General features: G+C 61.6%; 17 protein-coding genes and 2 pseudogenes. 16 read left to right on the top strand and 3 right to left on the bottom strand.

All coding sequences use genetic code 11. The annotated features are described in order from the left end of the window. The first annotated feature begins 47 nt into the window (after positions 1 to 47). The 5 genes and pseudogenes from R8871_RS19285 to R8871_RS19265 all read left to right on the top strand — a co-directional run bounded on the left by R8871_RS19285 (position 48) and on the right by R8871_RS19265 (position 5,822). Positions 48 to 836 carry an alpha/beta fold hydrolase gene (locus R8871_RS19285; RefSeq protein ID WP_175051912.1) on the top strand — a complete coding sequence of 263 codons (789 nt, stop codon included), beginning with the start codon at positions 48 to 50 and terminating at the stop codon, positions 834 to 836. A gap of 117 nt (positions 837 to 953) precedes the next feature. Then, positions 954 to 1,211 carry a BTH_I0359 family protein gene (locus R8871_RS19280; RefSeq protein ID WP_007179533.1) on the top strand — a complete coding sequence of 86 codons (258 nt, stop codon included), beginning with the start codon at positions 954 to 956 and terminating at the stop codon, positions 1,209 to 1,211. 328 nt (positions 1,212 to 1,539) lie between these two features. Continuing rightward, a complete protein-coding gene (locus R8871_RS19275) occupies positions 1,540 to 2,610 on the top strand; it encodes a homocysteine S-methyltransferase family protein (protein ID WP_175051911.1) in 1,071 nt (356 codons plus the stop codon). A 118-nt stretch (positions 2,611 to 2,728) separates the two neighbouring features. After that, positions 2,729 to 5,455 (top strand): annotated as a pseudogene (gene metH / locus R8871_RS19270) (methionine synthase); the annotation flags it as partial. Between the two features lie 157 nt (positions 5,456 to 5,612). After that, positions 5,613 to 5,822 carry an acid-shock protein gene (locus tag R8871_RS19265; protein WP_175051909.1) on the top strand — a complete coding sequence of 70 codons (210 nt, stop codon included), beginning with the start codon at positions 5,613 to 5,615 and terminating at the stop codon, positions 5,820 to 5,822. A 131-nt stretch (positions 5,823 to 5,953) separates the two neighbouring features. Here the strand turns inward: R8871_RS19265 and R8871_RS19260 are convergent, their stop codons facing one another. Beyond that, the gene (locus R8871_RS19260; protein WP_175051908.1) at positions 5,954 to 6,280 is read right to left on the bottom strand and encodes a DUF1840 domain-containing protein; all 327 of its coding nucleotides are present in this window, start codon (positions 6,278 to 6,280) and stop codon (positions 5,954 to 5,956) included. A gap of 342 nt (positions 6,281 to 6,622) precedes the next feature. Here R8871_RS19260 and argS point away from each other — a divergent pair, with 342 nt between their 5' ends. The 7 genes and pseudogenes from argS to R8871_RS38480 all read left to right on the top strand — a co-directional run. Beyond that, complete coding sequence (gene argS / locus R8871_RS19255; RefSeq protein WP_175051907.1) at positions 6,623 to 8,413, top strand: arginine--tRNA ligase; 1,791 nt, start codon at positions 6,623 to 6,625, stop codon at positions 8,411 to 8,413. Positions 8,414 to 8,474: 61 nt separating this feature from the next. Then, on the top strand, positions 8,475 to 9,293 hold the full coding sequence (locus R8871_RS19250) for an SPOR domain-containing protein (RefSeq protein WP_175051906.1): 819 nt from the start codon (positions 8,475 to 8,477) through the stop codon (positions 9,291 to 9,293). Between the two features lie 184 nt (positions 9,294 to 9,477). After that, on the top strand, positions 9,478 to 10,116 hold the full coding sequence (locus tag R8871_RS19245) for a thiol:disulfide interchange protein DsbA/DsbL (RefSeq protein WP_093645709.1): 639 nt from the start codon (positions 9,478 to 9,480) through the stop codon (positions 10,114 to 10,116). A 16-nt stretch (positions 10,117 to 10,132) separates the two neighbouring features. After that, positions 10,133 to 10,906: an SDR family oxidoreductase gene (locus R8871_RS19240; RefSeq protein ID WP_175051905.1), complete on the top strand. Its 774-nt coding sequence runs from the start codon at positions 10,133 to 10,135 to the stop codon at positions 10,904 to 10,906. Positions 10,907 to 10,909: 3 nt separating this feature from the next. Beyond that, the gene (locus tag R8871_RS19235; RefSeq protein ID WP_175051904.1) at positions 10,910 to 11,728 is read left to right on the top strand and encodes a cobalamin-binding protein; all 819 of its coding nucleotides are present in this window, start codon (positions 10,910 to 10,912) and stop codon (positions 11,726 to 11,728) included. 246 nt (positions 11,729 to 11,974) lie between these two features. Beyond that, positions 11,975 to 13,561 (top strand): ABC transporter substrate-binding protein, encoded by a 1,587-nt coding sequence (locus tag R8871_RS19230; protein WP_175051903.1) that lies wholly within the window; start codon positions 11,975 to 11,977, stop codon positions 13,559 to 13,561. A 135-nt stretch (positions 13,562 to 13,696) separates the two neighbouring features. Then, positions 13,697 to 13,912: pseudogene (locus R8871_RS38480) on the top strand (transposase); the annotation flags it as partial. A 327-nt stretch (positions 13,913 to 14,239) separates the two neighbouring features. Here R8871_RS38480 and R8871_RS19225 read toward each other — a convergent pair. Together R8871_RS19225 and R8871_RS19220 are read right to left on the bottom strand one after the other, a co-directional pair. Further along, positions 14,240 to 16,204: a clostripain-related cysteine peptidase gene (locus tag R8871_RS19225; RefSeq protein ID WP_175051902.1), complete on the bottom strand. Its 1,965-nt coding sequence runs from the start codon at positions 16,202 to 16,204 to the stop codon at positions 14,240 to 14,242. 176 nt (positions 16,205 to 16,380) lie between these two features. Next, positions 16,381 to 17,454, bottom strand: coding sequence for an MBL fold metallo-hydrolase (locus tag R8871_RS19220; RefSeq protein WP_175051901.1), 1,074 nt, complete (start codon positions 17,452 to 17,454; stop codon positions 16,381 to 16,383). Between the two features lie 188 nt (positions 17,455 to 17,642). Here R8871_RS19220 and R8871_RS19215 point away from each other — a divergent pair, with 188 nt between their 5' ends. The 4 genes from R8871_RS19215 (at position 17,643) to R8871_RS19200 (ending at position 22,065) form a co-directional block, all read left to right on the top strand. Then, the gene (locus R8871_RS19215; RefSeq protein WP_054035656.1) at positions 17,643 to 18,047 is read left to right on the top strand and encodes a MerR family transcriptional regulator; all 405 of its coding nucleotides are present in this window, start codon (positions 17,643 to 17,645) and stop codon (positions 18,045 to 18,047) included. Positions 18,048 to 18,133: 86 nt separating this feature from the next. Then, positions 18,134 to 19,963, top strand: coding sequence for a bifunctional isocitrate dehydrogenase kinase/phosphatase (gene aceK, locus R8871_RS19210; RefSeq protein ID WP_175052181.1), 1,830 nt, complete (start codon positions 18,134 to 18,136; stop codon positions 19,961 to 19,963). 94 nt (positions 19,964 to 20,057) lie between these two features. Next, positions 20,058 to 20,834, top strand: a complete 777-nt coding sequence (can, locus tag R8871_RS19205; RefSeq protein ID WP_175052180.1) for a carbonate dehydratase — start codon at positions 20,058 to 20,060, stop codon at positions 20,832 to 20,834. A gap of 22 nt (positions 20,835 to 20,856) precedes the next feature. After that, a complete protein-coding gene (locus tag R8871_RS19200) occupies positions 20,857 to 22,065 on the top strand; it encodes an acetyl-CoA C-acetyltransferase (protein ID WP_175051900.1) in 1,209 nt (402 codons plus the stop codon). The last annotated feature ends 8 nt before the right edge of the window (positions 22,066 to 22,073 follow it).

Below are 22,073 nucleotides of genomic sequence, written 5' to 3'. Positions count from 1 at the left end.
AGCGCGCCAACGGCTCTTTCCACTGCGTCCCCCTTCAAGGAGCCCGCATGCAAGTGAAAATCAACGGTATCGAAACGCGCTATGTCCTGAGCAATGAGGGCGGCGGGCCGTGGCTGACGTTTGTTCATCAGCTCGGCGGCGATCTGTCTGTGTGGGACCAACTCGCCGGCTATTTCCGCGACGAGTACACCGTGCTGCGCTACGACCTGCGCGGCCACGGCAAGACCGCGGTATCAAGCGACCCGTTCAGCATTGCCGATCTGTCCCGCGATCTCGCCGAACTGCTCGATGCGCTCGGCGCACCCACCACGCATCTCGTCGGCATGTCGATGGGCGGCATGATCGCGCAGCAATTCGCGCTGGACCATCCGTCGCGCGTCGACACACTAACCGTTGCCGACACCACAGCCGGCACGCCGCCCGAAGGCCGCGCGATATGGGATCAACGCGCGGCGGCGGCGCGCAATGAGGGTATGGCGCCCCTGGTGCCCGCGACGTTGAGCCGCTGGTTGACGCCCGATTTTCAGGCAGCGCATCCCGAAGCAGTCGAGCAGATTCGCGACGTGCTGACCCATACGTTGCCAGAAGGCTACGCGATGGCGTGCGAAGCCCTGCGCGATTTCGATCTACGCGGTAAGCTGGGAACAATTCGTTGCCCGACGTTGGCCGTGGGAGGCCGCCATGACACGGGCACGCTACCTGCTGCTACGCAGGCAATAGCAGACGCCATCCAAGGCGCACAGTTCGAACTACTCGATGCCGCTCATCTCGCGCCCATCGAGCAATCTCACCGTTTTGCTGCACTGCTTGAAACGTTTCTTGGAAAGCCGGTCTAACCGGTAGGTTCGGAACTGTACAAGCGTCAATCCGGACCCACCCCTTGAATTCCACACCACAAGCTCCACCTATGGCGCAGGAATGGCCAGGAGCCAACGGAAATAAGGAGTGTCGCCATGCAAATGATCTATAACAGCCCCAACTATTGTGTCGTCGAGTTTCCGCCGCAGGAAGGCCCGCTGGCCATGAAATCCGGCGGCTACGAGATCGTCGACAAGAACATGCAGCGCGAAATCTACATTGACGGCGCAATGGCAGCGCGTTTCCGCGAGCATGTGCAAAAGCTGATCGAAGAGGAACCGTCGCTGGATGAGGTAGACGAATTCCTCGGGCAATTCGACAGCCTGATGCATCAACCGGTGATTCTTCACTAACTGAAGGGTTTAACGTAACGGTTTGGCGACAACCATCGACCGCGCCGACCGGCTTAGCCGGCGGCCTTTACAAGTCGGTCAGCAGAAGTAACGCGGCCCAGCAGGCTTTCACCTGACTGGGCCGTTTTGTTTCCCCTGTTGTTTCCCCTGTCGTTTCGACTTCTGTTTCCCCTGTCCTTTCCTCTGTTTGTTTCCGCTGCGGCCAGAGCCCCGGCCACCGTTGCCGCGGCACGCGCATCCGCCTGCCGGGCGCGCGCCAGGCGGGACCGCCCCACAGCGGCTACAATGACAGGTTTCCCGAAAAAGCCGGCGCAAGCCCTCGTCCGCCATGAACCAGCCTGCTCAATCCGCCACGCCAGTCCGTCCCGACGCCGCCTACACGCGCGGCACGGCGCTGCCCGCGCTGCTCAAGTCGCGCATCCTGATTCTGGACGGCGCAATGGGCACGATGATCCAGCGCTACAAGCTCGACGAAGCCCGCTATCGTGGCGAGCGCTTCAAGGACTACGGGCGCGACATCAAGGGCAACAACGAGTTGCTGTCGATCACGCAGCCACAGATCATCGGCGAGATTCACGAGCAGTATCTCGCGGCGGGCGCGGACATCATCGAGACCAACACGTTCGGTGCGACCACGGTTGCGCAGGCCGACTACGGAATGGAAGACCTCGCCATCGAGATGAATCTCGAATCGGCGAAGCTGGCGCGCGCCGCCTGCGATAAGTATTCGACGCCCGACAAGCCGCGCTTCGTCGCCGGCGCGATCGGACCGACGCCGAAGACAGCGAGCATTTCCCCTGACGTAAACGATCCGGGTGCGCGCAACGTGACGTTCGACGAACTCCGTGCCGCGTACTACGAGCAGGCGAAGGCCTTGCTCGACGGCGGCTGCGACCTGTTCCTCGTCGAAACGATCTTCGACACGCTCAACGCCAAGGCCGCGCTGTTCGCGCTGGACGAGCTGTTCGAAGACACCGGCGAGCGTCTGCCGATCATGATTTCGGGCACCGTCACGGATGCATCGGGCCGGATTCTCTCGGGACAAACCGTCGAAGCTTTCTGGAACTCGCTGCGTCACGCCAAGCCGCTCACCTTCGGTTTGAACTGCGCGCTGGGCGCAGCGCTGATGCGCCCGTACATCGCCGAACTGGCGAAGCTGTGCGACACCTATGTGTCGTGCTATCCGAACGCCGGTTTGCCGAATCCGATGAGCGATACGGGCTTTGACGAATTGCCGGCGGATACGTCGGGATTGCTGAAAGAGTTCGCGCAGGCAGGCCTCGTGAATATCGCAGGCGGCTGCTGCGGCACGACGCCGGAGCATATTGCGGCGATTGCCAAAGCGCTGGCTGAAGTGAAGCCGCGCCAATGGCCGACGCAATACCGCGACGCAGCCTGAGCCTGGCGGCTCGCTCCTGACCCGCCAGTCTTCCGCTATCGAACCCGACGCACGTAATTGCACGCAACTGAGTGCACGCAACTGAGCGCACCCAACTAAACGCACGCAACCGAACCGCACCTACGCCATGACCGATCACACCATGCGCCTTTCCGGCCTCGAGCCGTTCAACGTCACGTCCGGGACGCTCTTCATCAACGTCGGTGAACGCACCAACGTGACGGGTTCGAAGGCGTTCGCGCGAATGATCCTGAACGACCAGTTCGACGACGCGATCGCGGTCGCCCGGCAGCAGGTCGAAAACGGCGCGCAGATCATCGACGTCAACATGGACGAGGCCATGCTCGATTCGAAAGCGGCGATGGTCCGCTTCATGAATCTGATCGCGTCGGAACCGGACATCGCGCGCGTGCCGATCATGATCGATTCGTCGAAGTGGGACGTGATCGAAGCGGGCCTGAAGTGCGTGCAAGGCAAGGCGATCGTCAATTCGATCTCGCTGAAAGAAGGCGAAGAAGCGTTCCGTCATCATGCGAACCTGATTCGCCGCTATGGCGCGGCCGCGGTCGTAATGGCCTTCGACGAGCAAGGTCAGGCCGATACGTTCGAACGCAAGACGCAGATCTGCAAACGCTCCTACGATTTCCTCGTGAACGAAGTCGGCTTCCCGCCGGAAGACATCATCTTCGATCCGAACATCTTTGCGATTGCGACCGGCATCGAAGAGCACAACAACTACGCCGTCGACTTCATCAACGCCACGCGCTGGATCAAGGAAAACCTGCCCTACGCGAAGATCAGCGGCGGCGTGTCGAACGTGTCGTTCTCGTTCCGCGGCAACGATCCGGTGCGCGAGGCGATCCACACCGTGTTCCTCTATCACGCGATTCAGGCGGGGATGGACATGGGCATCGTCAACGCGGGTCAGCTCGGCGTGTATGCCGACCTTGATCCGGAGTTGCGCGAGCGCGTTGAAGACGTCGTGCTGAATCGTCGTGAAGACGGCACCGATCGTTTGCTGGAAATCGCCGACAAGTTCAAGACCGGCGCCGCGAAGAAGGAAGAGAACCTCGAGTGGCGTAATCAGCCCGTCGAGAAGCGTCTGTCGCATGCGCTGGTGCACGGCATCACCAACTTCATCGTCGAAGATACCGAAGAGGTGCGCGCGAAGATCGCCGCAGCCGGCGGCCGTCCGATCAACGTGATCGAAGGCCCGCTGATGGACGGCATGAATATCGTCGGCGACCTGTTCGGTCAGGGCAAGATGTTCCTGCCGCAGGTCGTGAAGTCGGCGCGCGTGATGAAGCAGGCCGTCGCGCATCTGATCCCGTACATCGAAGAAGAAAAGAAGCTGATGGCCGAAGCCGGCGCCGACGTGCGCGCGAAGGGCAAGATCGTCATCGCTACGGTGAAGGGCGACGTGCACGACATCGGCAAGAACATCGTCTCGGTGGTGCTTCAGTGCAATAACTTCGAAGTGGTCAACATGGGCGTGATGGTGTCGTGCAACGACATTCTTGCCAAAGCGAAGGTCGAGGGCGCGGACATCATCGGCCTGTCCGGTCTGATTACGCCGAGCCTCGAAGAAATGGCCTACGTTGCCTCGGAAATGCAGCGCGACGACTACTTCCGCATCAAGAAGATTCCGCTCCTGATCGGCGGCGCGACCACCTCGCGCGTGCACACCGCAGTGAAGATCGCACCGCATTACGAAGGCCCGGTGGTGTACGTACCGGACGCGTCGCGCTCGGTCTCCGTGGCCTCGAGCCTGCTCTCCGATGAAGGCGCAGCGAAGTACGTCGACGAACTCAAGACCGACTACGACCGCATCCGCGACCAGCACGCCAACAAGAAGGCCCTGCCCATGGTCACGCTCGCCGAAGCGCGCGCGAACAAGACCAAGGTCGATTGGGCCGGCTACCAGCCGGTCAAGCCGAAGTTCATCGGCCGTCGCGTGTTCAGGAACTTCGATCTGAACGAGCTGGCGAACTACATCGACTGGGGTCCGTTCTTCCAGACTTGGGACCTGGCCGGCCCATATCCGGCGATCCTGAACGACGAGATCGTCGGCGAATCGGCCCGCCGCGTGTTCTCGGACGGCAAGTCGATGCTCGCGCGCCTGATCCAGGGCCGCTGGCTGCAGGCTAACGGCGTGATCGCGCTGCTGCCGGCCAACACCGTGAACGACGACGACATCGAAATCTACACGGACGAATCGCGCTCGGAAGTCGCCCTCACGTGGCGCAACCTGCGCCAGCAAAGCGTGCGGCCGGTGGTGGACGGTGTGATGCGCCCCAACCGCTCGCTCGCCGACTTCATCGCGCCGAAGGAGTCAGGCGTGGCCGACTACATCGGCATGTTCGCGGTCACGGCGGGTCTGGGCGTAGACGTGAAGGAAAAGCAGTTCGAAAAGGATCACGACGACTACAGCGCGATCATGCTCAAAGCGCTCGCCGACCGCTTCGCCGAAGCCTTTGCCGAAGGGCTGCATGCCCGCGTGCGGCGCGACCTGTGGGGCTACGCGAACGCCGAGACCCTCTCCAACGAAGACCTGATCGCGGAAAAGTACCACGGCATCCGTCCGGCGCCGGGCTATCCGGCCTGCCCGGACCACCTTGTGAAACGCGACATGTTCGACGTGCTGCAAGCCACTGAAATCGGCATGAGCGTGACCGAATCGCTGGCCATGCTGCCGGCGGCCAGCGTCTCCGGCTTCTACCTGGCGCATCCGGACAGCACCTATTTCTCGGTCGGCAAGATCGGCCAGGACCAGCTGGAAGACTACGCAAAACGCATGTCGTTGTCGAAAACAGACGCTGAGCGGGCCTTGGCGCCTTTGCTGTAAGCCTTGCGGGGCGGGCGACCTACTATATCGGGCACGCTAGGCTGAATATTTGCGGCAGTGTAATTTTCGGCTTTGTAGACTGAAACGGCATCAACCCGCCAGACGCGGCCAAAACGCGTCGGCTTATCAAATTGCAATCGTCAACGGAGAAAATCGTATGAAGAAGCTGACGCTGTTATTGACTGCTGTTTCGCTCGCCGCAGGCGCCTCGGTGGCGCTGGCCCAGCCCGCTGCCCCCGCCGCGTCGAGTTCGGTCAGTTCGTATTCACCGCCGACCGTGAAGCACGTCAAGAAGCCCAAGAAGCAGAAAATGAAGAAGGGTGCGTCGGCACCGATGGCCGCCCCGGCTGACGCCGCCAGCCAGTAAGCCGTTTCGGCAGACGGGCCGTTAAGACCCGTGAAAGACAAAGAGCCCGCGAATGCGGGCTCTTTTCATTGACACGTCACGACCAGCGCCGCGAGCGCGGCGAACACGACCGTCGGCGGACCGCCGCGGGATCAGAGACCCCAGACGATATCCGCGTTTTCCTTCTGCGCGGCGCGCAGCATGTCGAGGAACGGATACGCACGCTGGGCGAGTCCCGGCGGGATCTCATGATGCTCGTGGCCGTCTTCGCCTTCGTGAAAATGGCCGTCGTGCTCGGCACGTTCCTGCTTGTCGGTGTGGATGGCCGATTCGAGTTTCGTGATCGCGACGCTCAGTTCGTCGTGGGTGATGACACCCCGCTCACCCAGGCGCTTGCCGACAATGCCGACCAGGTACTGAGCGAGATTTTCCAGCATCATCACGTCCGGAGCGGCGCGACATTTGAAAGTAATCAGCATGACTGTTCCCTTTTTCGTTATGTTGGATTGACGCGCGAACGGCTGTAAGCCGACCGTCGGCGCGCGTTACGTTGACACGCCGATCAGGCACGGCGGCCACGGCCCTTGGTGGGCATCTCATTGAACATATTAGCACCTGCTAAAATCCGTCTGGACGGAAAAGCGCGCCGCACACCGCGCCAGACACGTTGCACGCTACGTGCCTGATGACGCCCCGAAGTGCCCGGCGCATCCCGGCCGGTGCAGCGCCGCTTTCCACGCTTCTGACGAATCGGCTGCGCCTCGCGCGCCGCCGCCGCTTCTTCCGCATCACCGGATTGCCTCACTGGACTCGCAACAAGCATGCTGCCTGCACACAAACATACCCTCGAAACACTGCTCGCCGACACGGTGAAGCAGGTTGCCGACGCAACCCAGGGCGCGAGCGAAGCCGCCTTCGTGTCGCCCACGATCACGCTGGAGCGTCCCAAGGTCGCCGCGCACGGCGACGTCGCCTGCAATGTGGCGATGCAACTCGCCAAGCCGCTGCGCGCCAACCCGCGCCAACTGGCGCAACAGATCGTCGACTCGCTGCTCGCGCGGCCGGGAGCCAAGGGGCTCGTGGAAGCCGCCGAAGTGGCCGGCCCCGGCTTCATCAACCTGCGCCTCGCGGCCGCCGCCAAACAGGCGGTGATCGCCGCGGTGTTCGCTGAAAAGGACGCCTTCGGCCGTTCGCAGCGCGAAGCCGGCAAGCATGTGCTGATCGAATTCGTCTCGGCCAACCCAACCGGCCCGCTGCACGTCGGCCACGGCCGTCAGGCCGCGCTCGGCGACGCGCTCTCGAACGTGCTGGCTAGCCAAGGCTGGGACGTGCACCGCGAGTTCTATTACAACGACGCCGGCGTGCAGATCCAGACGCTCGCCCTGTCGACCCAGGCACGCGCCTGTGGGCTCGCCCCAGGCGACGAAGGCTGGCCGGCCTCGGCGTACAACGGCGAGTACATCGCCGACATCGCCAAAGACTATCTGAACGGCGTCACGGTTGCCGCGAGCGACGGCGAACCCGTCACGGGCGCGGCCGACGTCGAAGACCTCGAAGCGATCCGCCGCTTCGCGGTCGCCTACCTGCGCCGCGAGCAGGACATGGACTTGCAGGCCTTCGGCGTGAAGTTCGACGAGTACTACCTGGAGTCGTCGCTGTACAAGGAAGGCCGGGTCGAAAAGACCGTCGAGGCGCTGATCGCCGCCGGCAAGACCTATGAACAGGAAGGCGCGCTGTGGCTGCGCACCACCGACGACGGCGACGACAAAGACCGCGTGATGCGCAAGAGCGACGGCACCTACACGTACTTCGTGCCGGACGTCGCCTACCACGTCGCCAAGTGGGAACGCGGCTTCACCAAGGTCATCAACATTCAGGGCTCGGACCACCACGGCACGATCGCGCGCGTGCGCGCCGGCCTGCAGGGTCTCGGCGTCGGCATTCCGAAGGGCTATCCCGACTACATCCTGCACAAGATGGTCACGGTGATGCGCAACGGCGAAGAGGTGAAAATCTCCAAGCGCGCGGGCAGCTATGTGACGGTGCGCGACCTGATCGAATGGTCGGGCGGCGCGACGCCGGGCTCGGAAGCCGCCGTCGACCTGATCGACGAAGAGACGATTCGCCGCGGCCGCGACGCCGTGCGCTTCTTCCTGATCTCGCGCAAGGCGGACACGGAATTCGTATTCGACATCGACCTGGCGTTGAAACAGAACGACGAAAATCCGGTGCATTACGTGCAGTATGCGCATGCTCGGATCTGCTCGGTCATCGCGGAGTGCAAGGCGCGCTACAACACGGACGAGAGCACGCTGTCCACGGTGGATGTGTCGCCGCTCACCAGCGAACGCGCCATGGCCTTGCTGAACAAGCTCGCCGAATTCCCGGACATGCTCGAGCACGCCGCAGGCGAACTCGCGCCGCACGCGGTCGCGTTCTATCTGCGCGACCTCGCCGGGGAATTCCACTCGTTCTACAATGACAGAGCCGAACGCGTGCTGGTCGACGACGCTGCCGAGCGCAATGCACGCGTCGCGCTGCTTGCGGCCACACGTCAGGTGCTGGCCAACGGTCTCGCGACGATCGGCGTCTCCGCTCCCGTCAAGATGTAAGTCCTCCGGCGCAACATGCATGCGGCCGTCGTTATAATCGACGGCCGTTCCAGGATTCTTTTTGCAGGTGATTCATACGATGGCAAAACCACGCCGCACAACAAAGCAATCGCAATCGAAACAAACCGGGGGGACTTTTCTCGGCATCGTGCTGGGCCTGATCGTCGGTCTCGCGATCGCGGTAGTGGTGGCGCTGTATATCACCCGTGCGCCTACGCCGTTCGTCTCGAAGGTCGCGCCGCCCGCGGCGCCCGACACCGGCGCGAGCCAGGCGCAGCAATACGACCCGAACCGTCCGCTGCAAGGCAAGACGCCGGGGCAGCCGGTGCCGCAAGCCGCGCAACCGGCGCCGCCGAACACCGCACCGGGTCAGACCAACGCGCAGACGCAGTCGGGCATGCTGGAAGAACCGCAAATCGTCGAAGTGCCGCCGTCGAACGGCAATGCGAACGGCACGGCAGTCGCACCGAAACCCGCGCAGGATAACGGCAACGGCACGGCCACCGCACCGGTGAAGAAGCCGCAGGGCGCAAGCGCACCGGCCGCCACCGCGGCAGGCTCCGCACCGAAGGGCACGTCGCCCACCACGGCTGCCAACGCCAAGCCGGGTTCAGGCGCGGCGCCGACAGCGGGTGACGCGAACACGGGCTACTTCCTGCAAGTGGGCGCCTACAAGACCTCGGCCGACGCCGAGCAGCAGCGTGCGCGTCTCGCCTTCCAGGGCTTCGAATCGAAGGTCACGCAGCGCGATGCGGGCGGCGTGACGTACTACCGCGTGCGGATCGGCCCGTTCTCGAAGTTCGAGGATATGAATTCGAGCCGTCAGCGTCTGTCCGACGCGGGCGTGGATACAGCCGTGATCCGCTTTACGAAGCAATAAGCCAACAATAAACAAACCGTGATTTGCCGGAACGCGCCGCCGCCGAACTATCGGCGTGCGGCGCGAGTCACAAGCTCAACCGACAAGCACAACGGACGACTAGAGCGTCTAACGCCGACATTGAAAACGGTGACGGGCATTTGCGTGGCGCCACCGTTTTACCGCCTACTTGGGTCATCACAACATGAAAAAACTGCTGAGCATTCTGTTCCTCTCGCTGGGCCTGGTTGCCGCCACGGCGCATGCATCGCCGGCCGCGCCGGTTTCGGGCAAGGACTACACCGTGCTGTCCACGCCGCAACCTACGGACGTGCCGGCCGGCAAGATCGAAGTCACCGAATTCTTCTGGTACGGCTGCCCGCACTGCAATGAATTCAACCCGTACCTCGAAGCATGGGTGAAGAAGCAAGGTCCGGACGTGGTGTTCAAGCGCGTGCCGGTTGCCTTCCGTGACGACTTCATTCCGCACTCGAAGATGTACCACGCGCTTGACGCACTCGGCCTCGCCACGCAACTCACGCCGAAGGTCTTCAACGAAATCCACGTCAACAAGAACTACCTGCTGACGCCGGAAGACCAGGCCAAGTTCCTCGCGAAGAACGGCGTCGATCCGAAGAAGTACATGGACGCGTACAACTCGTTCTCGACGCAAAGCGCGCTGCAAAAAGACAAGAAGCTGATGGACGACTACAAGATCGACGGCGTGCCGACGCTCGCCGTGCAAGGCAAGTATGAAACCGGCCCGGCTGCGACCAACAGCCTGCCGGGCACGATCCAGGTGCTCGACTACCTGGTGCAGCAGGTCCGCGCCAAGAAGATGTGATGTTGAAGGCGCCGGAATGAGCCCCCCCCTGAAGGTTTTCATTACCGGCGCCTCGAGTGGCATCGGCCTCGCGCTCGCCGCCGAATATGCGCGGCGCGGCGCGATTCTCGGCCTGGTCGCCCGCCGCGGCGACGCCCTCGCCGCCTTCCAGCAGTCCCATCCGCAGAATTCCATCTCCACCTATTCCGTCGACGTCCGCGACGCCGAGGCGCTCGCCGAAGCGGCCGCGCAGTTCATCACGCAGCACGGCTTGCCGGACATCGTGATCGCCAATGCCGGTATCAGCCGCGGTGCGGTTACCGGGCACGGCGATTTGCGCACGTTCCGCGAAGTAATGGATATCAACTATTTCGGCATGGTCGCCACCTTCGAGCCGTTCGCCGCCGCCATGGTCGCGGCGAAGAAAGGCACGCTGGTCGGGATCGCGAGCGTCGCCAGCGTACGCGGCTTGCCGGGGTCGGGCGCGTACAGCGCGTCGAAGTCGGCGGCGCTCAAGTATCTGGAAGCGCTGCGTGTCGAGATGCGGCCGCTCGGCGTCGGCGTAGTCACGATCGCCCCCGGCTATATCCGCACGCCGATGACCGAGCACAACCCGTACACCATGCCGTTCCTGATGGACGCTGACCGCTTCGCGGTGAAGGTCGCCGGGGCCGTCGAGCGTCAAACCGCGTTTGCTGTGTTCCCATGGCAGATGCGCATCGTGGCAATGCTGCTGCACGTGCTGCCGCGCTGGCTCTACGACCGCGCCTTCGAACGCGCACCGCGCAAACCGCGCGCCGCCACCGAGTAAGTCATGCAGCCCCGTGCGGTCGATGCAGCCGGCGTCGCGCACGAAATGGGCAGCGCCAATACCCGCATCGTCTCGCTGGTGCCGAGCATCACCGAATTGCTATTCGCTCTGGGACTCGACAGGCAGATTGTCGGCCGCACCGGTTTTTGCGTGCATCCACACAATCAGGTGCGGCAGGTGCGCAAGGTCGGCGGCACCAAGTCCGTGAATGTCGACGCGATTCGCGCTTTGCGGCCCACCCATCTGATTGTCAATATCGACGAAAACGAGCGCGATACCGTCGAGCAATTGCGTGCGTTCGTGCCGCACATTGTCGTGACCCATCCGCAGACGCCGCAGGACAACCTCTCGCTGTACGCGCTGCTGGGCGCGATCTTCGACCGCGAGCAGGAAGCGCGGCGCTTGAGCGAAGCGCTCGAAATACGTCTGCATGAGGCTGCGGCGCAGGCGTTTCCCAAGCAAAACGTGCTGTATCTGATCTGGCGCGAACCATGGATGACGGTGGCGCGCGATACCTACATCGCCGCGATGCTGAGGCTCGTGAACTGGCAGACGCTGCCCGACGTGCAAGGCGGCGCGACCGGCGAAGCGCGTTATCCCGTGCTCGACTTCGACCATGCGCCGTGGCTTGCCGGCGTCGATCGCATACTGCTTTCCAGCGAGCCATATCGCTTCACACAAGCACATTGCGACGCGCTGAAGCGTGACCCGCGTCTGGCCGGCAAGCGCATTGAGTTGATCGATGGGGAGTTGGTGTCGTGGTACGGCGTGCGCGCGGTCGAAGGCATCGGTTACCTGATGCAGCGCGCGGCTGCGTCATGAGCGGCGCCAGGAGCACCGACACACTCAGCCCATATGGATATGCGGATTAAGTTGTTGTCGCCGCAACCACCCTTCGATAAGCTTTCGCGAAGGCGAGGACGTGCATGTAGCGCAGTATCCAAACCATGCGCCAGCGCCGGAAACGTATCACAATAAAGACGACGGCCAGACCGGTCGCCACCCGTCAACGGAATACAACCACACAACCAGACGCACTGCCTGACTGCGCTTGTTATGGGAGATCCTATGCGCTTCAAACTGCTCGCAGCCGCCGTACTGTTCACGGCGCCCGCGCTCGTGCTCGCCAAACCGCTGACCGTCTGTACCGAGTCGAGCCCCGACGGCTTCGATGTCGTGCAGTTCAATTCACTCGTCACGACCAATGCGTCGGCCGACGTGATCTTCAATTCGCTCGTCTCATACGACGAGGCTGCGAAGAAAGTCGTGCCCGCGCTGGCCGACAAGTGGGACGTGAGCGCCGACGGCCTCACCTACACGTTCCATCTGCGCCCGAACGTGCAATTCCAGACCACCGACTACTTCAAGCCCACCCGCGCGCTGAATGCCGACGACGTCGTCTTCACGTTCGACCGCATGCTCAACGACAGCAATCCGTGGCACAAGGTGGCGGGCGCAAGCGGCTTCCCGCACGCGCAATCGATGGGCTTGCCGAAGCTCATCAAGTCGATCAGCAAGGTCGACGGCGACACCGTCAAGTTCGAACTGAACGCGCCGGATGCGACCTTCGTGTCGATCCTGACGATGGGTTTCGCCTCGATCTATTCGGCTGAATACGCCGATCAGCTGCTCAAAGCCGGCCAACAGATCGACCTGAATTCGAAACCGATCGGCACCGGTCCGTTCGCGCTGAAGAGCTACACCAAAGACGCGGTCATCCGCTACGACGTGAACCCGACGTACTGGGGCGCCAAGCCGAAAATCGACCGCCTGATCTACGCGATCACGCCGGACGCCACGGTACGCGCACAAAAGGTCAAAGCAGGCGAATGTCAGATCGCGCTGTCGCCGAAGCCCCAGGATCTCGCTGAAGCGAAGAGCGACAAGTCGCTCGCCATCGTGCAAACGCCCGCGTTCATGACCGCCTTCGTCGCCCTGAACACGCAGAAAAAACCGCTCGACAACCAGAAGGTGCGTGCGGCTCTGAACATGGCATTCGATCGCACCACGTACCTGAAGGCGATCTTCGACAACACCGCGACGCCGGCCGTCAATCCGTATCCGCCGAACACGTGGAGCTACGACAAAGCCGTGAAAGCGTGGCCGTACGATCCGGTGAAGGCGAAGAAACTGCTCGCCGACGCGGGCTATCCGAACGGCTTCGAAACGACGATCTGGGTGCGTCCGAACGGTAGCGTGCTGAACCCGAATCCGAAGGCCGGCGCCGAACTGCTGCAAGCCGACTTCGCCAAGATCGGCGTGAAGGCGGATGTGAAGGTGATCGAATGGGGCGAGCTGATCAAGCAGGCCAAACAAGGCCAGCATGACACGCTGTTCATGGGCTGGGCTGGCGATAACGGCGATCCGGATAACTATCTGTCACCGCTCTTCAGCTGCAATGCGGTGAAGTCTGGGATCAATTTCGCGCGCTTCTGCGATCAGGATCTGGACAAGCTGATCGCCGACGGCAAAGCGACGCCCGATCAGAGCAAGCGCGCGAAGGCATATGAACAGGCGCAGCAGATCATCCACGATCAGGCGTTGTGGATTCCGCTGGGTTATCCGACCGCAGCGGCCATTACGCGTACAAACGTGAGCGGCTATCGCGTGAGTCCATTCGGACGGCAGGACTTCGGCGCGGTCGTGGTTCGCTAGCCATGACTTGGAAGCTGTTGCGAAATCAGGTTTTGGGTCTGCTAACCTTTTTGACTTGGGGTTAACTTCCCGTCTTGTTTTGTCCAACAGGAAGCGATACCTAGAGAATTCATTGGCGACGAATTCTAGTTACTCATCAAACCGCATTTACCTGCTCGGGCACCGCGTAATCGCCAATACGCGGACCGACTCCCGACCGTGCCGCGCTGACGGGCATCATGTTCGTGCCGCGCTCCGGCATTGGGTGAAATCAGCTGCCGCAAGAGGTTCTGGTCCGTTCGGGCATTGCCTTGCTCGCGACGGCTCGCATCATGGCAAGAAGCAGGAGTCTCGCAACTCATTCACGAAACGTACGCCCGTGTTTTCGGCTTGCGCCTTGATTTGCTGGACGCGGCTCAAGCCACCTCATAGCTAATTTACGAAAATCTCGCGGGGATCCGGGCGTCCACCGAGGCAGCCGAAGGCAGGGCCGCCGAAGAGCAAGCGTTGATGCATCCAGGCACGGCCGTCACGCACGACGGGCCATGCTGTCCACGTGGCTTTCGTGAAGCCGGCGCGTGAATCCACACTCAGCAGGGTGCGGGGTATACGCCCTTTGCTGTCGCTGCTCAATTGCGTAGGGATGGAAGGGGCACTTTGCTGCGGCGCGCCGCGTCAGCGGAACGCCGCAGCAAAAAATCAGAAGCTGTGCGGGATCGGGGCGGTCATCTGGGAGGTTTCCCGGAAGTCGCTAACCATCATCCGCAAGTCACTTGTCACCGACTGCACCCCAAGCTGCTTCAACTCCAGCTTGCCAGCGTCGAAGGTCATTTCAGACGGTTGAACCGAAACCACGTCTTGCTTTACCAGATCGTAGCTCACAATCGCCAGCGCGACCTTGTCGGTAGATTTGATGTCGTTGTCGGTGCGTGGAGAAACCGAGATGGACGAACTCGACTCACCCTCGTATCGGCCGACGAACGTCAACGTTTCCGAGCCTTCGACGCGTTCGAAAACGAGAACTGAAAATTCATTGTTCACAAACACGCCCACGCCCAACGAAGACACGGTTTGCTCGGCGCCGTCGATCATGCGCGTCTCGTCCGCCAGTAATTCTACGGTGGCAAGGCGGCCGTTGAGCCAGTACCATTCGTCGTCCATCTTCGTCGTGATGCCACCTGACAGAGACGAACCAACACCGATCGGGCGGCCTGCTAGCACCTGCACGACGCCCGGAGTCTGGGTCGGCGATGTCATGTAGAGTCCAGCGTCCTTCTGACCGAAAGCGCTCGTCACCGCCGCCCGAAGCATCGCACCACTCGAGCGGCTGGTGTCGATCGTGATAAGCGGCGTCTGCAGGTCAGCGAACTTCACATACGCGTTGATCAGCGACTTGTAGGAAGGCGAGAAGTCGAGCTTGGCGTACTGCGTGCTGTCATCCTGCGTGAGCTGTCGCGATGGGAAATAGATGCTCAAGCCGGTGGCCGACAGGGCCAGCTGCCCATTCACCCGATACACAACTGCGTTACGCACCGCCGACGAAACCCGCCTGCCGGTGTCAGTGGTTATACCGGCCGCCGTCAGTCTGTCTGCAAAGACGCCCAGGTCGGCCAAATCAGCAATGTGGTTATGCGACGACATCGCGCCGAAGCTCGTTGTCAATACGCGCTCGCGCGCCAGGCGCGTCCAGTTGTCAGTGGACCGTTGCGCGTACGACGACAACTCATCCGCAAACGGCGCGAGCGCTTCGGTGATCGCGGCAACCCGGCTGAGGTCGGTCACTGAGAACGTGATGTCTGAGTCTGCACGTGCCAGCGCGCCGGAAGCCACCTGCTCGTCGCTTTCTTTTTTCTGGCGTGCGATGTAGCTATCTGTGATGATCCGGCCAAACTGCACCGGATCCATCGTCGGCTGCGCCGCGAGCGACGAGAACACGGTGCGGTAATCCCAGCCACTGCCGGGCTCCAGTTCCTCCGACGCGGCCAGATAGTCCGCATACGGTGCAAGTGCAGATGCCACCTCGGTAGTCGCCATCAAGCACGCGTCGAAGCCGATCAGGTCGAAGTGGATACCTGTCTGCTGTTTCGCAGTGGCGAGCGCCGTCTGCATTGCCGGCAGCGACATCGACGGCGAGTCAGGGAACATCTCGTCTGTGCCGAACCCTTGGGTTCCGCCGCCGTGGTCCCACATGACCAGGCGATAGTTCGTCGCCGGATATGCGTTTCGGGCCCATATCACGAAGTCGGACAAGGTTTTCGATTCAAGCATGTTCGCTTTGCCGAGATCCTCCTTTAACTGGAGTTTGCCGTTCTGGACGACATATCGGCGAACCGTAGTCCAGTCGGTAACCAGACCAGCAGGGTCCTTCTTGTTTGCCGCGCCGGTGGTGACGACGACGTTCACGTCCTTTGACGCGGTTGCCGCGACCAGATCCTTCAGGTTGTTGCTAGCCTGATTGCTTTTCGACTCGAGATCCGACCCAACTACGTAGATCATCACCGTGGCGGCAGCCTGCGGGGGGGATGCATTGTCGGCTCTCCCGCCGTCAGCACTGCCGCTGTTCCCGCTGTCAATACTGCCACCACAACCGAAAAGCACAATCGGGATGATGCATGCGATCACCCATCTAACAAACGCCAATCTGCTCACTTTGTTTTCTCCCATTACTACCTAAATGGGGTCGCATTCTAGTGACAGAAAGGCATTCGCAAGCTCGTTAAAGCGACGATTAATTGAACTAACGTAAATTCGCGCCTGACAATCGAAAAACACTGACGTCGCTACGGCGCTAGCCCGTCAAACCGTTCAGAAAACACTGACAGCGCCAAGACTGCGGCGCATTAGGCCGTCGCAAAACGGATCAAGCCATCCGCGTTCTCGCTCCGCGCGAGCTTGCCCGCGTGCCACAGAAGATGCAGGTGCGCGAGTGCTTCGCCCATCGCGAATGTCATCTGATGGATGTCGAGCTGACGGCGGAACATGATTGGCACGATGTCAGCGGCGCTACACGGTTTCTCCGTACATGCCGCCATCACCTCGGCAAGGCGCGCGTCATGATGCTCGCGCAACTGCTTGATCCGCGTACGCACGCCACGAAACGGCTTGCCATGCGACGGCAGCACGAGCGTGTCTTCAGGCATCGTCTCGTAGCGGCCGAGCGATTCCAGATACAGCGCGAGCGGCGTGCTTTCGGGTTCCATGTCGAACACCGAGACGTTGGTCGAAATACGCGGCAGCACCATGTCGCCGGAGATCAGCGTGCCCGTCTCTTCGCAATGCAACGCGCAGTGTTCCGGCGAATGGCCGAAGCCCGTTACCACGCGCCACGTCTTGCCGCCGATCTTCACGCCATCGGCTTCGCGCAGGCGGCGGTACTGCCCAGGAATCGCCGGCACGAGGCTCGAGTAGTAGCTCGTGCGATTGCGCAGCTTCTCGAGCGACGTCTCGTCGTTCAGGCCGTGACGCGCGAAATGGCGCGCCGCGCCCTCACCGCCTGCATTGGAGCCGTCGCCTGCCGCCATCACGCGGGCCTGCATGTATTCGCCAAGCGTCATCCACAAGCGCACGTCCCAGCGTTTCTTGTCGCCGCCGCTGCAAATCCAGTGCGCAAGGCCAATGTGGTCCGGGTGGCAATGCGTGACGATCACGCGCAGCACCGGCAGGCCGTCGAGCACCGAGTCGAACACTTTCTCCCAGTTCTCCTTGATCGTGTCCGACGTAATACCGCAGTCGACTACCGTCCAGCCTTGTTGACCGTCGATCTCATCGCGTAGCAGCCACAGGTTGATGTGGTCGAGGGCGAACGGCAGCGGCATGCGCAGCCAGAACACGCCGGGCGCGACTTCCATCGTCTGGCCCGCTTCGGGCAAGGTGTCCTTGAACGGGTAGTCGAGTTGATGTTCGAGTGCATTCATTGTGATTGTCTTCCTCCGTCGGCCGTCCGGCATGGCGAGGTATGCGATGCCGGATGGCGTGGTTGCGGCCCGGCCGGGACATGCCGGTGCCGTATTGCGCCGTAGTTGCGTTTCGATCAAGTTGACGATAACGTAAACGTCGATTCTATCGTTCAATCCGATTTTCTGCCCGGCTACGGGATGCCCCGATGAACACGCAATACACGATCACCGAGCTCGCGCGGGAATTCGACGTCACGCCGCGGGCGATCCGCTTCTACGAAGACCAGGGTTTACTCTCGCCCAGCCGCGAGGGATCGAGCGGCTTGCGGCGCGTCTATTCGGGCCGCGACCGGACCCGCCTGAAGCTCACGCTGCGCGGCAAGCGCCTCGGCTTCACGCTGTCGGAGATCCGCGATCTGCTCGACGTCTACGAGTCGCCGACCGACACCGTGCCGCAATTGCAGGCCTTCCTTGCCACGGTGGCGCGACATCGCGACGTGCTCGAACGTCAACTGGAAGATCTGAACGCAACGCTCGAAGACCTCGCGCAATACGAAACTCAGGCGCGCGCGTTGCTGGAAGGCGGTTCACGCGAGACCAGGTCCGCCTGAGCGGAGAACGGCGCGACGCGCCGCGGGTGCACCCGGACGATACAATCATGGGTGTCTTCACGACATGGGATGAATGCACGGCCGACATGAATCACTTTCCCAAACTGCTGTCGTCACAGATCGGCTTTGACGTCGCCCAGACGATGCTCGAAGGATTCGATCGGCACTACCGCATCTTCCGTGACGCCGCGATCCATGCCAAAACGCTCTTCGAAGCCGCAGACTGGCATGGCCTGCAAACGCTGGCGCGCGAGCGCATCACCTCGTATGACGATCGCGTCGAGGAATGCGTCGAACTGCTCGAAGACGAATACGACGCCGAGAATATCGACGACGAAGTGTGGCAGCAGATCAAACTCCACTACATCGGCCTGCTGACCACACACCGCCAGCCCGAGTGCGCGGAGACGTTCTTCAATTCGGTGTGCTGCAAGATCCTGCACCGTTCGTACTTCAACAACGACTTCATTTTCGTGCGTCCCGCGATCTCGACCGAATACATCGAGAACGACGAACCGGCGGCGAAGCCGACCTATCGCGCGTATTACCCCGGCAAGGACGGTCTTGCCGCGACGCTCGAGCGCATCGTCACGAACTTCCAGCTGGAGCCGCCGTTCGAAGACCTGACGCGCGACGTCCAATGCGTCATGCAAGCGATCCACGACGCGTTCGGTGTGTTCGACGAAGCGCCCAACTTCCAGATTCACGTGCTTTCGTCACTGTTCTTTCGGAACAAGTCGGCGTATATCGTCGGACGGATCATCAACGGCGATCTGTTGCTGCCATTCGCTGTGCCGCTGCGCCATGTAAAGCCCGGCGTGCTCGCGCTCGATACGGTGCTGCTCAAACGCGACCAGTTGCTGATTATCTTCAGTTTCTCGCATTCGTACTTCCTGGTGGACATGGAAGTGCCCTCCGCTTACGTCGAGTTTCTCGGCACGATCATGCAGGGCAAACCGAAGGCGGAAATCTATACCTCGGTGGGCTTGCAGAAGCAGGGTAAGAATCTGTTCTATCGCGATCTGCTGCACCATCTGAAGCATTCCAGCGATCCGTTCATCATCGCGCCCGGCATCAAGGGGCTCGTGATGCTGGTGTTCACGTTGCCGTCGTTTCCGTACGTATTCAAGCTGATCAAAGACCACTTTCCGCCGCCGAAGGAAACCACGCGCGAGCAGATCAAGCGGAAGTATCAGCTCGTCAAGCGTCATGACCGTTTGGGCCGCATGGCCGACACGCTCGAATATTCGAGCGTCGCGCTGCCCATTTCGCGGCTCGACGAAGCGCTGTTGCGCGAACTCGAAAAGGAAGTGCCGTCCTTGATCGAATACGACGGCGACAACCTGGTGATTCGCCACATGTATATCGAACGCCGGATGGTACCGCTCAACCTGTTCCTGCAGAACGGCAGCGATGACGACGTCGAGCACGGCATCAAGGAATATGGCAACGCGATCAAGGAATTGATGCAGGCGAACATCTTCCCTGGCGACATGCTGTACAAGAACTTCGGCGTGACGCGTCACGGCCGCGTCGTGTTCTACGACTACGATGAAATCGAATACCTGACGGAATGCAACGTGCGCGCGGTGCCGGCGCCGCGTTACGAGGAAGACGAAATGTCGGGCGAGCCGTGGTATTCGGTCGGCCCGCACGACATTTTCCCGGAGACATACGGCACGTTTCTGCTCGGCGATCCACGCGTGCGCCGGTCCTTCATGCAACATCACGCGGACTTCTTCGATCCAGCGCTGTGGCAACGGCACAAGGATCATCTATTGAAAGGCGAACTGCCCGACTTTTTCCCGTACGACAGCAGCGTGCGCTTCTGCATCCGCTATCCGGAACGCTTCGCCGATGCGGCGTCCGGCATCCCGGAGAACCAGGCAGATGAACGCACCGTGCGCGTGGCGTAAGCACTATGCGCTGCCCGCATCGTTGAATGCATCGTCCGAACCTTATGCAACGACATCGACCGGTCAATCGGTCGAGCAACCGCCAAGACTCAACATGAACACGAACGATTCTCCCGCTGCCAATCCGCTTGCCCACCTGTTCGACAACAACGACGCGTGGGTGGCCCGCAAGCTCTCAGAAGACCCGGAGTACTTCTCGCGTCTCGCGCACCAGCAGACACCCGAATATCTGTGGATCGGCTGTTCCGATTCGCGCGTGCCGGCCAACCAGATCATCGGCCTGCCGCCAGGCGAAGTGTTCGTGCACAGAAATATCGCCAACGTGGTGGTGCATACGGATCTGAATTGCCTTTCTGTGATCCAGTTCGCCGTCGATCTGTTGAAGGTCAAGCACATCATGGTGGTGGGTCACTACGGCTGCTCAGGCGTCGGCGCGGCGCTGCACGGCCGGCGCGTGGGTCTGGCGGATAACTGGCTGCATCACGTGCAGGACGTGCGCACCAAGCATGCTGCGCTGATCGAAGAGTGGCCGCTCGGTGAGGCGCGTCATCGGCGGCTGGTCGAACTGAATGCGATTGAACAGGTTATGAACGTATGCCGGACCACCATCATCAATGACGCGTGGGCGCGCGGCCAGGAACTCACGGTGCACGGCTGGGTGTATGGCGTGCATGACGGCAAGGTGCGCGACCTCGGCATGACAATCAACGACCCCGCGGCACTCGATGCAACCTATAGGCGCTGCATTGCTGCTGTGTCGGCCGGCGGTGCGTACCAGGAAGACAACGATGCGGCGGCCGCCGAAGCGGCCCAGCTCGGCGACGTGCCGGCCATCGTCGAAGGTGTGATCAAACAGCTTAAACATGATTGAAACCCGCACGAATGAAACCCGCATGAGTGAGACAAACATGAGCGAGACAAAGTCTGATCCGATCGTAATCGTAGGTGTGGCCCGTACGCCGATGGCGGCATTTCAGGGCGATTTCGCAACGCTAACCGCGCCGCAGTTGGGCTCGGTTGCGATTGAAGCCGCCGTGCAACGCGCCGGGTTGAAACCCGAGCAGATCGACGAAGTGGTGATGGGTTGCGTGCTGCCCGCCGGCCTCGGCCAGGCGCCCGCGCGTCAGGCCGCGCTCGGCGCCGGCTTGCCGCTCGCCACCGGCAGCACCACCGTCAACAAGATGTGCGGCTCCGGCATGCGCGCGGCGATGTTCGCGCACGACATGCTGGCCGCGGGCTCGGTCGATGTGATCGTCGCGGGCGGCATGGAGAGCATGACGAACGCGCCGTATCTGTTGCCGAAAGCGCGCAACGGCATGCGCATGGGCCACGGCCAGGTGATCGACCACATGTTCTACGACGGCCTCGAAGACGCCTACGAAAAAGGTCGTCTGATGGGCACCTTCGCCGAGGAATGCGCGGCCTCGTTCGACTTCACGCGCGAAGCGCAGGACGCGTTCGCCGTCGAGTCCCTGAACCGTGCAAAGCGTGCGAATGAAGACGGTTCGTTCACGTGGGAAATCGCTCCGGTAAAGGTGGAAAGCCGCAAGGGTGACGTGACCATCGATCACGACGAGCAGCCGTTCAAGGCGAACCTCGACAAGATTCCGACGCTCAAACCGGCGTTCAGCAAAACCGGCACGGTGACGGCAGCGAATTCGTCGTCGATTTCGGATGGCGCCGCAGCGCTCGTGATGATGCGTGAATCGACCGCGAAGCGTCTCGGCGTCGAACCGCTTGCCCGCGTGGTCGGCCACTCCACCTTCGCTCAGGAGCCCGCGAAGTTCACCACCGCACCGGTCGGTGCGATTCGCAAGCTGTTCGAGAAGAACGGCTGGCGCGCCGACGAAGTGGATCTGTACGAGGTCAACGAGGCGTTCGCAGTGGTCACGATGGCTGCAATGAAGGAACATCACCTGCCGCACGACAAGGTCAACGTGAACGGCGGCGCCTGCGCACTCGGTCATCCGATCGGCGCATCGGGCGCGCGGATTCTCGTCACGCTGATCGGTGCGTTGAAAAATCGCGGTCTGAAGCGCGGTGTCGCGACGCTGTGCATCGGCGGCGGCGAAGCGACCGCAATGGGCATTGAACTGGTTTAACGCGCTGC

The sequence above is a fragment of the Paraburkholderia sediminicola genome (assembly GCF_902859805.1).
Lineage (GTDB): Bacteria > Pseudomonadota > Gammaproteobacteria > Burkholderiales > Burkholderiaceae > Paraburkholderia > Paraburkholderia sediminicola.
The sequence above is the reverse complement of the archived record's forward strand: the minus strand, read 5'-3'. Positions and strand labels throughout refer to the sequence as shown.

What these genes read in the sequence shown, in the direction of transcription:
- R8871_RS19280 (WP_007179533.1), top strand. Translation starts at nt 954, where the DNA reads ATGCAAATGATCTATAACAGCCCCAACTATTGTGTCGTCGAGTTTCCG.
- can (WP_175052180.1), top strand. Translation starts at nt 20,058, where the DNA reads ATGAACACGAACGATTCTCCCGCTGCCAATCCGCTTGCCCACCTGTTC.
- R8871_RS19285 (WP_175051912.1), top strand. Translation starts at nt 48, where the DNA reads ATGCAAGTGAAAATCAACGGTATCGAAACGCGCTATGTCCTGAGCAAT.
- argS (WP_175051907.1), top strand. Translation starts at nt 6,623, where the DNA reads ATGCTGCCTGCACACAAACATACCCTCGAAACACTGCTCGCCGACACG.
- R8871_RS19275 (WP_175051911.1), top strand. Translation starts at nt 1,540, where the DNA reads ATGAACCAGCCTGCTCAATCCGCCACGCCAGTCCGTCCCGACGCCGCC.
- aceK (WP_175052181.1), top strand. Translation starts at nt 18,134, where the DNA reads ATGAATCACTTTCCCAAACTGCTGTCGTCACAGATCGGCTTTGACGTC.
- R8871_RS19235 (WP_175051904.1), top strand. Translation starts at nt 10,910, where the DNA reads ATGCAGCCCCGTGCGGTCGATGCAGCCGGCGTCGCGCACGAAATGGGC.
- R8871_RS19215 (WP_054035656.1), top strand. Translation starts at nt 17,643, where the DNA reads ATGAACACGCAATACACGATCACCGAGCTCGCGCGGGAATTCGACGTC.
- R8871_RS19220 (WP_175051901.1), bottom strand. Translation starts at nt 17,454, where the DNA reads ATGAATGCACTCGAACATCAACTCGACTACCCGTTCAAGGACACCTTG.
- R8871_RS19245 (WP_093645709.1), top strand. Translation starts at nt 9,478, where the DNA reads ATGAAAAAACTGCTGAGCATTCTGTTCCTCTCGCTGGGCCTGGTTGCC.
- R8871_RS19265 (WP_175051909.1), top strand. Translation starts at nt 5,613, where the DNA reads ATGAAGAAGCTGACGCTGTTATTGACTGCTGTTTCGCTCGCCGCAGGC.
- R8871_RS19230 (WP_175051903.1), top strand. Translation starts at nt 11,975, where the DNA reads ATGCGCTTCAAACTGCTCGCAGCCGCCGTACTGTTCACGGCGCCCGCG.
- R8871_RS19240 (WP_175051905.1), top strand. Translation starts at nt 10,133, where the DNA reads ATGAGCCCCCCCCTGAAGGTTTTCATTACCGGCGCCTCGAGTGGCATC.
- R8871_RS19260 (WP_175051908.1), bottom strand. Translation starts at nt 6,280, where the DNA reads ATGCTGATTACTTTCAAATGTCGCGCCGCTCCGGACGTGATGATGCTG.
- R8871_RS19225 (WP_175051902.1), bottom strand. Translation starts at nt 16,204, where the DNA reads ATGGGAGAAAACAAAGTGAGCAGATTGGCGTTTGTTAGATGGGTGATC.
- R8871_RS19200 (WP_175051900.1), top strand. Translation starts at nt 20,857, where the DNA reads ATGAGTGAGACAAACATGAGCGAGACAAAGTCTGATCCGATCGTAATC.